The following is a 13,992-nucleotide window of genomic DNA, read 5'->3' as shown; positions in this document are numbered from 1 at the left end:
CCTCTGGGATGTTAAAACGAGTTCATGACGAAAAGTGCAAGGTAAAAAGTCATGAGTACAGGGTCTCGGGTTATGAATCGAGATTCTGGCCAGAAGCATGCCAGAATGACCTGAAGAGCTGTCATCCCGAACTTGTTTCGGGATCTAAGCTTCGAAAGAAACCGAGGTTAGAGGTCAGTAGTCAGAGGTTCGAAGAACAAAAAAATGGATTCTCCGTTCTCAGAAAGGAACGGTTGCAAGTTCCAAGATGCAAGAAGAAGAAAAAAAGCTTCTTCTTGAGGGCGATGAAGTAAGCTCGTTACTGACATTCAACAAGAGAGCATCGAGATTCTGAATCAAGTTCAGAATGACGCGATGTGACGTTTTCGTAATTGCCTAACACTGTCATCCCAAACTTGTTTCGGGATCTGGCTTCGAAAGAAACCGGGGTTAGAGGTCAGTTGTCAGAGGTTCGAAGAACAAAAAATGGATTCTCCGTTCTCAGAAAAAAACGGTTGCAAGTTCTAAGATGCAAGTTGTAAGAAGATGAAAGAAAACCTTCTTCTTAAGGGCGATGAAGTAGGCTCGTTACTGACATTCAAGAAGTGAGCATCGAGATTCTGAATCAAGTTCAGAATGACGGAATTGATTGCGGGTCTAGGGTATTGGGTCTAGGGTTTGGCAAACTGAAGCGGCTCTGAACCATTACCGATTATCAATGCCAATGAACAATCATCAAGGACTCCATACTGGATCTGCTCTCCGATCCAATCGAAGGACGGGTCCACGATCCTGTACGAAGGGACGAGGGACGTTTCTTTACAGCGGCCAGCGGGTTTTTGTTCTTAAGCGCACAGCGGCTCTTTCGAAGGACGGGTCCACGATCTTGAGGGATGTTTCTTTACTGCGGCCAGCGGTTTTTTGTTCTTAAGCGCACAGTGGCTCTTTCCTTGCGAAGTCTTACTACCTTCTATTGCAGTAGACGGGGACAGACGTCAGGAGCTCGTCAGTCCCCTATTCGTTTCACAGCGCTCAGCGTCTTCTAGCCAGAGTCCAGTGCGAAGCGTTTCTTCCAGGTGTCAGCGGGTTCTTGATTTTAAGCGCACAGCGGCTCTTCTCCCGCGAAGCGGAACTGGCTTCGCCGAAGCCGAGACTGGCCAGGCGGAGCCTGACTGGCCTGCGTTAGCAGACTGGCTCCCAAATGTTCCTAAGGTCCCATTTTCGCGGGAATTTGTCAGGTCCTAGAAGAGGCAGAATAACGCGAAACAAGAGAAGACTGTCATCCTAAGTCGCTCAATTCTGCCTCTTACTTGTCATCCTGTGAAGCCTGCCCTGAAATGCTATTGTTCAGGGTTCCTGTTTGGGGGCTCCTGTCCAAGGGGTTCTGTTCAGGGCATCTGCACGGGATTGCAGTCTTGCTAGACCCATACCAAACCCACTTCTCAACGTAGCACTGATTTAGATCAGGCGATAACTAGGCTCTGTTGCCGCTTCCGAGGAGTTCTATTTTCTCTTTTACTGTGTCCTTGACTCTCGGCACGGCCAGTTTGAGTAGTTTCAGCTGATCATTTAGATCTGGATCATTCTGTAGAACCTCTCTTATACCTTCAGTAAAGACGGTCTTCAGTCTTGTCCCGATATTTATCTTGGAGAAACCAGTTGTGGCAATGTACCTAAGGTCGTTGTCGGATACGCCGCTGGAACCATGCAGCACAAGTGGTACAGGTGAGACTTCGGATATCGCGTCGACCAGATCTAGATGAATCTTGGCTTCCTGCTTCTGCATTCCGTGCACAGTGCCCACAGCCACGGCAAGCGCGTCGACGTCGGTTGCCTCGCAGAACATTACTACATCCGAAGGATCGGTAAGTATTTCAACGGCCGATTCCCCTTCTTCACCCTTTGCAACTCTTCCCAGTTCAGCTTCAACTGATACATCGAAAGCTCTTGCAACCTTGACTACGATCTTGCTGTTGGCAATGTTTTCTTCAACGGGTAACATGGAGCCGTCGTACATAACTGAAGTGAACCCTGCGTGGATGGACTTGAATATCAGCTCAAGACTACTAGCGTGATCGAGATGGGCAACAACCGGTATATCGACACTGTCCGCCACTTCTTTAATAAGAGCCGCTGCAAGCGTCGGCCCCCAGTGTTTCATACAGGTTCCAGCAGCCATGAGTATTACTGGTGATCTCGCTTCCTGCGCTGCTTCTACAATCGCAACGAGGTCTTCGTATAGATGAAAGTTGAAACCAGGCACAGCGTATTTCTTTGCTTGTGCATCCTTGAGAACTTCTGTAAGCGGTACTAACGGCATTTTATCCCTCCTGAATGTCTAACTTTTTGTTTCTTTCTATTGCCAGATATTCTTTCGCGTTCTTCTCATAGATCTCTTTCAGCGGCTCAACTAGATGCTCGTCCGGGTGAATCTCTTCCGGTTCAAGAAGGTTTACGCATTTTTCAATAACCTCATCGGCTCCAACGCCATGAGCCGCTGCAAAAGCTCCACCCAGAGCGGTCAATTCGCTTGTAGGCAAAACCCAGATCTCTTTTCCGAGCAATGAAGCCTTGTATTTCATCAGCAGGCTATTGAGGCTTCCTCCTCCTCCGCTGATGATTGGTAGCTCTTTTCTTGTAATCTTCTCAATGTTATCCACGATTCGCTTGCTGATCGAGGAAAGGTATATGTAAGCAGATTGCATCAGTTGCTCCTTGTTCAAAGGAATAGGCATTTCAAGAAGTGTTATTCCCTGCAAACCTTCCCCAACAACGAGATCGCCATTCACAAGGAAGAGCGGTCTTGAGTTCAGCTGGCCAAGTTTCTCAATTTCATTATTTAGTCTCTCGTATCCTTCCTTCGTGGCATCGGTCTGGGTTAGGTCCATTAGGGATTGGAGTAGTTTTCCGTAATATCTAACATTGCTTTCGATGTAGTACTGATGATCCTCGTATGCTATTCCTACCGTTCCCCCCGGCATAAATGGGCCGGCAAAATCCAGAGATTCGGCGGTACCGGAAACAACGGCGGCAATTACGGAGGCCGAACCCATTGAATCAAAGAGAAATTCCTTTCCACGCGCAAATGCCCGTGCCGCGTAAAGCCCTGTGATATGATCGTGGCCTGCGCTAATAAGAGGAATTCCCGATTTAGTGTGACCAACTGGTTCACCAGTGTATCTGAGTTCGCCCATCGTTTCTTCGCTTTCGCCGATGTACTTTATCAGTTGCGAGTTCCATCTGCGAGAGTGTATGTTGACCATGAAGGATCTGCATGCCTGGCTCATATCCCAGGCAGGTACACCTCCCAGCGAGTAAGCAAGATATGAAGACACTGGTAGCCAGTTCTCCACACCTTCTGGCCTGAAGAGTTCCTTCTGAAGGAGTATCTTGTAGAGCGAGAAGGTGTAACTATTTTCCACCCCCGTTATTCTGTAAGGAGCGAGATTGTCAACCGATTCTCTATGACTTTCCCATAAGGGATAAGTCGATCTGTCATACCACATCACAGGTTTTGACAGTGCTTTTCTCTGCCTAACAGGGATAACCGTCTCTCCAAAGCTGGAAAAAGCTATGGCAGCAAGAGAATGAAGGGCACCGACCTTTCCGATTATACTCTCGACGTATGACCTGGTGAGTTCTAGATCTAGAAACTCGACTCCTCTCTCTTTATTCTTCGGAGTCAACGAATGTATCACTTCAAGGATCCTCCCATCTTCTCCAAGAACCAGGCACTTGATGTTCGTCGTTCCAATGTCTATCCCGAGAAAGACATTCATAATACCACTTCCGTAACAACTACGTCGCCGATTACCTTTTCTACATCAGAGTATTCGAAAATCGCGGCTCCATAGTGCATGGTATTCGCGGCGCCACAAGCGGTCGCGATCTTCAGCGCCTCTCTCTTCGACATCTTCGCCTCTTGACCGTATATGAGCCCGGCAAAGAAAGAGTCTCCCGATCCAACTGAAAAGTCAGAAAAGACTTTCATCGATCTCGCGTGGAGCTTTTCGCTTTCCGAGAGCCACACACTGCCCATTTTTCCATTCGTGATTATGAGATCCCTTATCGAATATTCCCTTCTGAAATCATCCATCGACTTGAAATCGTCTTTATTGATTCCAAAGGCTACCTTCAGCTCATCCGCGTTGATTTTTAAGAGTTCCGGTGAAACCGTCACGATCTTAGACAGCCAGGAACCGGCAATGTCCACTTTAAGACTGCAACCGGCCTCTCTGGCAATTCTCACAAGTTGAAGAAGTGAGCCGTTCTCGAACCCTCTCGGGGCACTCCCGGAAATTACAAGGTTCATACCCGGTCTAACATGACCTTTGAAGAACTCCATAAAACTCTCTATTTCGCCCGGCTTCATGAGAGGTCCAGGTTCATTTATCATAAGCATTTTGTTTTCGTACTCGTAAACAAGGGCAGTGTTAATTCTGTTTGAGTCTTCTATCCAGAAGTTTTCTGTCACTATTCCCAGACGATCACACTCTTTTTCAATTATCGTTCCAACCTGCCCGCCAAGTATGTTTATGCAGAAATACTCACTGTGCCCGAGAACCTTGGATAGTACTCTCGCAATGTTGAGTCCCTTACCGTCCACGAGTGTTACTACTTTGTCTCCGCGCACCACGTTCGGGATCTTTGTAGGATTCTTGAGAATAACCCAGTGATCATAACAAGGATTTAAATTAAGGATACAAGTATCGATGTTATTGTCCTCCTTCATCGTAAACTATGTATTCTTTCACAAACTTTGCTGTGAACTCATCTGTTATAAGAACATCCGCAAAGCCACCTCTAAGCATTCCCACCAGACCATCCACTTTGTGGTGGCCAGCAGCTACAATGACTCTTTCGCCTGCATTCATATATTGCTCGAAGCTAAGGTTAATACACTTGTCGAGGATGCTCTTCTCAAATCTTTTGCCGTTTATATCGAAGTAATGGGTCAATACGTCTCCTACCACATTGTTCTTCTCGAGCTCGTCCGCATAGCTCACTTCGAGCAAATTCTCTCTGAATAGGGGTGATCGCGCGATGGAGTATCCGACACTACAGATGATAATATCCAGTGAGTTCCAGAGTTTCTGGATGTTCATGTACTCAAGGGATTGCTTTGTATTCTCCAGCTGGCGGGCGTTTTCGAATATGAAGGGCAAATACATTGGAACGGCTTTTCCCGATAGCCGAGTGGCGAAATTCTGGACAATGTGGTTGATGTTAAACCTTTTGTCGGCGAGTCTTGCGGTACCCCCTGATAAAGGTATAAGTTGCCAGTCCGGTCTTTCAAGTCTCTCAATCGATTCCGCTACGGTAAAGATTGTGTTGCCCCATCCAAGCCCGATATTCATAGGCTTTTCAGGCAAAGTTCTCAGATATTTATGAACCTCTCTAGACAAAGCCTTCAGGACAGTCTTTTCGTTCCTCGCACCTCTTGCGATGAACATCTTCTTCAGACCATATCTCTCCCTGAAGAAATCCTCGTATTCCCTTCTAATGGATGTCTTTACCGATGGCTGCTCAACTTCAATATGAACGATTCCTCTTTCTTGCGCCATTTTGAGATATTTGCTAATCTGTACTCTGGAAACGCCGTACTTATTAGCAATATCCTTCTGGAGCATTCCTTTCACGTAGTAATCGGTCGCAACCTCGAAAAGCAGTTCATCGCTAATCATCTCTTACTCCTTCACAGATCCGCTTACCAGTCCCGCTATAAAGAACTTCTGCAAGATCATGAATATTATGAGCGGCGGAATCGTCGCCAGTATCGATCCAGCAAAGAGCGGACCCCACCTAGTCTGATACTGACCCACGAAAAGCTGAAGGAACGTCGGGATTGTCTGTTTTGCCTTTGATGTCAGAATAGACATCGAGTACATGAGTTCACTCCATGAAAACAAGAAGGCGTAGACGCCTACGGCTGCTATCCCTGGAAGCGTGATTGGCAGAATAACCTTTCTGAACGCCTGGCCAAAGGTACAGCCGTCTATTCGCGCAGCTTCTTCCAGCGATTTCGGTATTGATAAGAAGAAGGTTCTCATGAACATAATAGAAATTGGCGTTGTGAATGGCAAGTAAGATAGGATCAAGCCAAAATATGTATTGAGAATTCCAATATTGTTGAGCGTCTTAAAAATCGGTAGAAGGAACACTACGACAGGAAGCATCTGAAATACCATAACTCCTGTAAGAAGAGGCCTCTTGAATCTGAACTCATATCTGGCAAACGCATAGGCGGGGAACAATCCAATAAGTATGGAGAAGAACATTGTCCCAGTTCCTACGATTACACTGTTCTTGAAGTAAGACCAGAAATTCATGTCGGCTATCTTGTCAAAGTGCTCTCTCGTTGGTTCGAAAATGAAATATTTTATTGGATAGGCATAGATATCCGGATAGGTTTTTATCGCAGTCAGGATAAGCCACACAAAGGGGAAGGCTATCACCACTGATAGGAATATTAGCAAAGAATAGGTAATTGACTTCTTGACCTTTTTCTTTGTGCTTCTCTTCATCTCGCTTCCTCCTTTGCAATGCTTCTCAGGAAGACAAATGCGATAGCGAATATTGCAACGAATAGAATATTTGAAAGTGCGGCTGCTTTATTGAACTCCAGGAACCTGAATCCAAGTTTGTAGATATAGGTAACTACAGTCTCTGTACCGTATCCCGGTCCGCCTCCCGTCATGATGTAGATCAGCGGGAAGTAGTTGATCGTCCAGATCACAGTAAGCATAAGTGTTGTCATAATGACCGGCTTGAGCTGGGGAATAGTTATCCTCCAGAATCTTCTGATAGAGTTGGCGCCGTCGATTTCTGCAGCTTCATAAAGATCGGGTGGTATTGTCTGAAGCCCTGCCAGGAAAAACATTCCAGAAAGGCAAAAGCCTTTCCATATGTTTGCAATTATTACCGAGATCATAGCCATATTTTCAGTAGCGAGCCAGGGTATGTAATCATTTATTATGTTCATTTTGACCAGAACATCATTGAGCACTCCATACATATCGTTGTACATCCACTTCCACATCACTCCGGCAACAATGTCCAGCGTTGCCCAGGGAAGTATGAGAATGATGCTCCTGAATATTATCTGCCCTTTTGTCGATTCATTTAGAAGCAGAGCGACGAGCAAGCCGAGAAGCAACTGTCCAAGTACGCTTCCTATTACCCAGACAACGGTGTTAATCATTGATCTACCGACAACAGGATCGGTGAACACACTGGAGTAGTTCTGAAGTGTGAAGGCACCCTCTTCCGTTGTGAAACTGCTGTAGATATTAGAGCCTATAAGATAAACGAAGAGCAAGACTATTATCAAAAGATAGGGCAGTACCATTTTGAAGGCTGTCTTCTCTTCTCTTGCAAGTTTACTCATCTGTTTTCAACCCTTTCATCAGGGAGTAATGAAAGGGCGGGCTCTTGCCCGCCCCATGGAAAGTTTATCACTTAGCCAGTATAGCGTTTACATTTGCCTCAGCAGTTTTAATTGCTTCTTCAGGTGTTACTTTTCCAAGAAGAACGTCCTGAATCATGATTTGAATCTGCTCAGAAACCTGAGGATATTCGGGAATTGGAGGTCTTGAGACTGCGTGTGGGAAAGTCTCAAAAATGACCTTCCACTTTGGGTCCTGAAGAACTGGTGAATCAAAACAAACGTCCTGTCTGGAAGGCATTGGCCCGCCTTTAGCTTCGATCCAGGTCATCCAGGTTTCATAGCTTGTCAGGTACTTCGCGAGTTCCCATGCATTATCCTTGTTTTTACTTGCAGATGGGATAACCAGTGCCCAACCGCCGAGAACACTTGCGGGTGTTGCTCCATAAGGATGAAGAGAAACGCTGTAGTTCCCAACTATATCGGGATTTGCTGTCTCAATGAGCGGGAAAGACCAAGGTCCGCCAACCGCCATTGCAACTCTGTTCTGAGCCATCATGTTTCTGTAGTCATCTTCGTTATACGTAACTGCGTTGGGGCTTACGGCATAAGTCAGCGCTAGATCGGTATAGAACTTGAGAGCTCTGAGGCCCTCAGGAGTGTTAAAGGCCGCTGCCGAGTAGTCATCCGTCAAAAGCTGACCACCAGCGCCGTAAAGGAAGATTATGTAAGCGAGCGTTGTGTGCTCAGTCTTGGTACCGCTGACTCCGTAACCGAACACTCTTTTGCTGGCATCTGTAAGCTTCATAGCCTGATAGACCAGTTCTTCCCATGTTGCCGGTGGATCGTTCCTGTCAAGTCCGGCCTGATCGAACATCGTCTGATTGTAAAGAAGAAGTCGGCAATCTGTATACCACGGAAGACCGTATCTTTCGCCGTTGTGCAGAACCGTCGGCCACAGATTCGGCCAGATTTGCTCAGTTCCGTCCCAGGAGTCAAGAAGAGCGCCCATTGGTTCTAACCAGCCCTTCTCTGCAAATGTTGGAACCCATCCACCTAGGTCGGCGAACGCAAGATCAGGGCCCTGACCTGCCTGTAGTGCCGTTAGAAGTTTGTCGTAGTAAATGTCAAAGCCGAACAGTTGAACCTCTACCTTAAGCCCTGTTTCCTCTTCGAACTTCCCCACAATCATTTCCCAGGTCTCATCGAGCTCAGCAACTTGTCCGCCAATCCAGATATTGATTACCTGGGATACTCCTGTGAAAGCCAGTACAACCAGCATCATGAATACCAGTAGCGTAGATTTTCGCATGTAATAACCTCCCTTTTTGTATTAAGTTACATATGTAACTTACTTATGTAACCATTTAATTCTATAATCTACAAGCTCTAAAAACCAATTCGAACTAGAATCGATGTTGACCGATTAAAACCATTCTAGGTCGAATAGAAGCAAGAAACTCATTTCTAATAAGAATTCTCTCTGAAAATGCAATAAGAAACTGATAGAATCGCTAAATTAAAATGAGCCTCAAAGGTCTGAACTCAACCGAGAGAAAAACAGAGGATTAGTTGCAAGAACAAAAAGGGGAGCGCAAGTCCAGCGTCTTGGCTCTGGGTTTGGTAAACAGAAGTCATTGCCCACCAATGATTATCAGTGCTACTCCAGACGGAATTTGACAATTTCGTAATTGCCTAACATTGTCATCCCGAACTTGTTTCGGGATCCGGGCTTATGAGAAACCGTGGTCGGGGGTAGTGGTGTCAAAAACGCTATCGGCTTCGATGACTATGCAGTTTTTGAGAAACCATGGTCGGTGGTAGCGGCTAGGGGGTTGGAAAGAACAAAGGATCAGTTCCAAGTTGTGAGTTGCATGTGCGAATAAATTCGATCCAAACGGATGTAGGGGCGTGCGGCGGCACGCCCGCTATCAATAATGATCAATCTTCCCAAGGATAGAGATCGTCCTCTTCAATAGTTGAACGAACCGAATTCTGGCCAGAAGCATGCCAGAATGACGGGAAGGACTGTCATCCCGAACTTGTTTCGGGATCTGGTTTTTGAAGACGTGGTCGGTGGTAGCGGCTAGGGGGTTGGAAAGAACAAAGGATCAGTTCCAACTTGTGAGTTGCATGTGCGAATAAATTCGATTCAAACGGATGTAGGGGCGTGCGGCGGCACGCCCGCTATTAAGGATCAGTCTTCCCAAGGATAGAGATCGTCCTCTTCAATAGTTGAACGAACCGAATTCTGGCCAGAAGCATGCCAGAATGACGGGAAGGACTGTCATCCCGAACTTGTTTTGGGATCCGGGCTTATGAGAAACCGTGGTCCGTGGTAGCGGCTAGGGGGTTGGAAAGAACAAAGGATCAGTTCCAAGTTGTGAGTTGCAGTGTGCGAATAAATTCGATCCAAACGGATGTAGGGGCGTGCGGCGGCACGCCCGCTATCAATAATGATCAATCTTCCCAAGGGTAGAGATCGTCCTCTTCAATAGTTTAACGAACCAAATTCTGGCCAGAAGCATGCCAGAATGACGCAAAGGACTGTCATCCCAAACTTGTTTCGGGATCCGCTTTTGTCAATTTCAGAGAACGGAGAACCGTTGGCGAAGAACGGCGCTTCTCAGCGGTCCTTGCTCGGCTAACTCTTCTTTTCTTTGCCTCTTATCTTCGCCTTTCTGAACCAGAAGAAGTACATAGCCCCTATATAAGCGGCAAGTCCCAGAATGAAGTACAAATAGTATATTGGCTGCTCCATTCTGTAACCCAGTATTGGAATATTGAGCAGTATGAGCATCGGAATCCCGAGGAACAATGCCAACCCGCTTCCGAAGACCATGTCTTCTGCTGTTCCACTTTCGAATGTGGGATCGACTTCTCTCAACAAGGCCATTCCCGTAGAGAGTGTCCCTGTGTGCATTCCAAAAAAGGTTACGATGTGCTCCAGCGGGGCCTTTTCGTAGATTCTTTTGCCGAACCAGATTGTGTAGCCTGCGGTGAAGAAGCCTCCTATGGTTGTGAGGATAATTATCGGCCATATGTACTCCTGAATCACCGTGAAGGAAATTCCGGCGATCGAGGCCGCAACCATGAAGTCGAAGACACCTCCGCCGATCCGTTGAAGGAGGAAGTCGTTCATGTATTCAATTTCATACTTTTCTGATTTCCTGACTTTTTCATATATCGCTCTGAACGCCATTGCAAAAAGAACGCCTATCACGAAATGGAAACCCCAGAGAACCTGCGCGAATGTTTCACCGAAGGTTCCCAATCCACCAATCAAACCCGTGAACCATTTCAGGAAAAGGTAGGTGACTAGATACACTATTCCAACAGCCAAAATCTGAATCGTAAAGCCGTCTATATCCGAAAATTCGAAGTCCCTTATAGTCGCCTCGATTCTCTTCTTAAGGGTCGGTTTTTCAATCTGGATCCCGATCTGTCGCTTTCTATAGACCATTGCGTTAAGCATCACTATTCCGCCAAAGGCGGCCCAGAGAAATCCCAGCGTAGAGACACTGAGACCAACGGCTCCTCCACCTGTAAAGCCAAGAGCCTCCCACTGACTTCCGAGAGAATAGGCCTGACCAGGCCCCTGGGCAAAACCGAGGGCAAGGAGCAGCCCGAAGGGCGGGAAGAGATCCTTGAAGAACAGTCCAACAAGCGCAATACCAACAACGAAACCTACCATGCCCTGGAGAGCGTAAGACATGCTGATCAGGAAGCCAGTGTTGACGGATGACTTTGTGCTTGACCGCCGTGTCTTTTTCAACGCGATGGCAATGAAGCCTATCGCCATGAGATGGTAGACGAGGTTTCCCAACCTATCGTAAGAGAAGGGAATTACCTTCAGCACTTCCGGACCAAACAGAATCCCAAGGAATCCGGCAATGACAGCGTTTGGAATAAGAATCTTACTGAGAGGAGTGATGATTCTCTTCAAAACGGAGGCAACGCCCATAAGTATAGATAGATAAGCAATATCGAGAACTATAGTCCAATCTTGCTCCATTAGATCACCCCTTTTCGACAAAGCAATTGTATCAGAACAGAGTTAAAGTTAATTCCTCTGATTTTTGTTAGAATTATAATAACAAGGAGGAAATTTAATGACACTTACGCCGCTAGGTGGCGGCCGCGAGATAGGCGCAAACTCCTATCTCCTTAGTCTGGACGGTAAGAATATCCTAATTGATGCAGGAAGACACCCAGTAAAGGAAGGTTACGAGTCGCTACCGGAAATTGACAAGATAAACGATCTAGATGTGATAATGATCTCTCACTCCCACTACGACCATCTCTCTTCTCTACCTTATATTTCTCAAAGATGGCCAAATGCTCCGATCCTCATGGCACAGGAAAACAAAGGTCTGGCACTCAGAATTCTCCAGAACTCAGTCGAAGTCATGAAGAAGAAAAACGCCAAGGACGGGGTCGAGCCGATACTCTACAACCACGGCGAAGTGAACGAGCTGAAGAGAAGAATATATCCCATGGAGTACTTTCAGAGATACTCAATAGACGATGTGGTAGATGTTGCCCTGTACCCTGCAGGCCACGTTATGGGCGCCGCCTCGATCTTTCTTGAACACAGAGGAAGGCGGATACTGTATTCAGGAGATATTTCGCTTTCTCAGCAGCTCACCATCCCACCTGCCCAGCTTCCCAAAAAGGTCGAGACACTAATATCCGAGGGAACATACGGCGCGAAAGAAAATCAGCTTCTGACAAGATACAGCGAAATAGAGCGCCTGAGCAAATCCGTGAAACGCGTTCTGGAAAACGGTGGCCGTATCCTCATGCCTGTGTTCGCTCTTGGTAGGGGCCAGGAAGCAATCTATATGCTCCTCATGCTCATGGAAAAGAAAAAGATCCCCTCAGTCCCGATATACACGAATGGTATGGTGGCCTCCCTCAGCAGTCTTTACATGAGCAACTACGAGAGTATAAGTGAAAAGGACAGGAAGTGGTTTATCAAGAGCTTTCAGAATAACGTTACTGTGGCTCCAAAGAGCATCGAGAGGCTCCTCTTCTCGAGAGAGCCCGCTCTATTTGTCTTCTCTGCCGGAATGCTTGTCGAGGATACACTATCGTATATATTCGCGAAACAGATGCTGCCAAACAGCAAAGACGCGATCTTCTTCATGGGTTACCAGAGTCCCGAATCCGACGGATACAAAATCCTACAGGCAAATAAGAACGGCGATGAGCGAATTCAAATGGGAGACGATTCGATCGAGATCGGCACAAAGAACATAGATATATTCAATTTCTCCGGTCACGCAGACTACCAGGAGCTGCTGGATCTTCCCAGAAGACTTCAGCCGGAGAAACTGATCTACGTCCACGGTGATGAAGCCGCGCTGGAAAACCTTGCCGAAGAACTCCAGTATGAGTTTGAGATTCAGATACCATCGAATCTTCAGACAGTCGAGCTCTAGCTCCGGTTGACAAGGAAATGTGCCGGTGTTATCATAGTGTACGGTTGCCGGGGTGGCGGAACTGGCAGACGCAACGGACTTAAAATCCGTTGGAGCGAGGGCTCCGTGTGGGTTCGATTCCCATCCCCGGCACCATGGAAGCAAAGAAAGCAGGTCATTAATATATAGAATATTGTGAGCAGATAGATACTCGGTGCGGGGTGGAGCAGTCTGGTAGCTCGTTGGGCTCATAACCCAAAGGTCACAGGTTCAAATCCTGTCCCCGCTACCATTATTAGGCGGTGTAGCTCAGCTGGCTAGAGCATGCGGTTCATACCCGCAGAGTCGTCAGTTCGATTCTGACCGCCGCCACCAAGCATTTGTGTACACTCATAGGGTACGAACCGAAATTGACAGCCCCGGGACAACCGGGGCTTTATCATTATTTTCCTTACACTGGAGAACGAGAAACAAGTTAATCAGATGAGCTGTTTCTGGTTCATTGGTTTCAGAAATGGATACCTCCATTTTTATATTTCTAATCTGTGCAAAGGCATGAAATTAATTCCTTCCCAATCAAGCGGAACCCAAGTCGATATGTTGTTGGCATAACTCAGCTTCCACTATCAAAGAAGGTATTGACTTTATTTTAGGGAAGGCTTCAGCGTTTTCCCTAAACTGCTTGACGGTGACGTAGTTTTCGTGCGAAAACAGCCGGTCGCAAGAAACGGGCAGATGGTAGTTGTTAGAATAAATGGCCAGGAAGGCGTCATCAAATACTTCCACAAGAGATCTGACACGGTGATTCTTACCTCTTAGACCATTAATAAAAGCCAATTAAGACAAATAAGGAAAGATCAGACTCCGAATGTGCTATTATCGGGGTAGTTGTTGGTTTGAAAAGAAAGTTTTCTGATTCGTGATGGCATTTCTTTCGGAGACAAGGGGACGAGATAGAGCACTTGGAGATACATAAAAGCTTGCATCACAATGCTTTGTTCAGGTTTCTTTGAGAGACTTCGTCAGCGAGTGTTCAAAATGATTCAGCCAGCCTAACTCTCAATAGCACTTTAGATCACTCTGATTCTACGAAATCCTTGGGGAACGGCAGCTACTATCAGTCTCCTTCTTTGATCTTCGGTTCAGGAACGGCATTCTTACTGCTTGCCTAGATGTAGAGGATATGAGGGAAAACCACAGGAAGTG

9 protein-coding genes, 3 tRNA genes and 1 pseudogene are annotated in these 13,992 nt (G+C 46.6%); 5 read left to right on the top strand and 8 right to left on the bottom strand.

What is annotated here, in order from left to right:
- Positions 1 to 1,453 precede the first annotated feature (1,453 nt).
- From THEBA_RS00860 to THEBA_RS00825, 8 genes are all read right to left on the bottom strand, one after another.
- Complete coding sequence (locus THEBA_RS00860) at positions 1,454 to 2,299, bottom strand: class II fructose-bisphosphate aldolase (protein WP_014730061.1); 846 nt, start codon at positions 2,297 to 2,299, stop codon at positions 1,454 to 1,456.
- 1 nt (position 2,300) lies between these two features.
- Entirely contained in the window at positions 2,301 to 3,758 is a 1,458-nt protein-coding gene (locus THEBA_RS00855; RefSeq protein WP_014730060.1) for an FGGY-family carbohydrate kinase, read from the bottom strand.
- On the bottom strand, positions 3,755 to 4,711 hold the full coding sequence (locus THEBA_RS00850) for a 1-phosphofructokinase family hexose kinase (protein WP_014730059.1): 957 nt from the start codon (positions 4,709 to 4,711) through the stop codon (positions 3,755 to 3,757). The genes THEBA_RS00855 and THEBA_RS00850 overlap by 4 nt, the downstream gene beginning before the upstream one ends.
- Entirely contained in the window at positions 4,695 to 5,663 is a 969-nt protein-coding gene (locus tag THEBA_RS00845; RefSeq protein WP_014730058.1) for a sugar-binding transcriptional regulator, read from the bottom strand. The genes THEBA_RS00850 and THEBA_RS00845 overlap by 17 nt, the downstream gene beginning before the upstream one ends.
- A 3-nt stretch (positions 5,664 to 5,666) precedes the next feature.
- The gene (locus THEBA_RS00840; protein WP_014730057.1) at positions 5,667 to 6,503 is read right to left on the bottom strand and encodes a carbohydrate ABC transporter permease; all 837 of its coding nucleotides are present in this window, start codon (positions 6,501 to 6,503) and stop codon (positions 5,667 to 5,669) included.
- The gene (locus THEBA_RS00835; RefSeq protein ID WP_014730056.1) at positions 6,500 to 7,366 is read right to left on the bottom strand and encodes a carbohydrate ABC transporter permease; all 867 of its coding nucleotides are present in this window, start codon (positions 7,364 to 7,366) and stop codon (positions 6,500 to 6,502) included. Before THEBA_RS00835 ends, THEBA_RS00840 begins: the two co-directional genes overlap by 4 nt.
- A gap of 67 nt (positions 7,367 to 7,433) precedes the next feature.
- Positions 7,434 to 8,675 (bottom strand): ABC transporter substrate-binding protein, encoded by a 1,242-nt coding sequence (locus tag THEBA_RS00830; protein ID WP_014730055.1) that lies wholly within the window; start codon positions 8,673 to 8,675, stop codon positions 7,434 to 7,436.
- Positions 8,676 to 10,007: 1,332 nt separating this feature from the next.
- A complete protein-coding gene (locus THEBA_RS00825) occupies positions 10,008 to 11,378 on the bottom strand; it encodes a sodium/glutamate symporter family protein (RefSeq protein WP_014730054.1) in 1,371 nt (456 codons plus the stop codon).
- Positions 11,379 to 11,475: 97 nt separating this feature from the next.
- On the opposite strand from THEBA_RS00825, the gene THEBA_RS00820 reads away from it, so the two are divergent.
- From THEBA_RS00820 to THEBA_RS14935, 5 genes and pseudogenes are all read left to right on the top strand, one after another.
- On the top strand, positions 11,476 to 12,807 hold the full coding sequence (locus THEBA_RS00820; protein ID WP_014730053.1) for an MBL fold metallo-hydrolase: 1,332 nt from the start codon (positions 11,476 to 11,478) through the stop codon (positions 12,805 to 12,807).
- A gap of 46 nt (positions 12,808 to 12,853) precedes the next feature.
- Positions 12,854 to 12,942 (top strand) — tRNA-Leu (locus THEBA_RS00815).
- 59 nt (positions 12,943 to 13,001) lie between these two features.
- Positions 13,002 to 13,078 (top strand) — tRNA-Met (locus THEBA_RS00810).
- A gap of 6 nt (positions 13,079 to 13,084) precedes the next feature.
- Positions 13,085 to 13,161, top strand: a tRNA-Met gene (locus THEBA_RS00805).
- A 294-nt stretch (positions 13,162 to 13,455) separates the two neighbouring features.
- Positions 13,456 to 13,605 (top strand): annotated as a pseudogene (locus tag THEBA_RS14935) (LexA family protein); the annotation flags it as partial.
- Positions 13,606 to 13,992: the final 387 nt, after the last annotated feature.

The sequence above is a fragment of the Mesotoga prima MesG1.Ag.4.2 genome (assembly GCF_000147715.2).
GTDB classification, from domain to species: domain Bacteria; phylum Thermotogota; class Thermotogae; order Petrotogales; family Kosmotogaceae; genus Mesotoga; species Mesotoga prima.
This window is presented reverse-complemented; position numbering and strand designations above follow the sequence as displayed.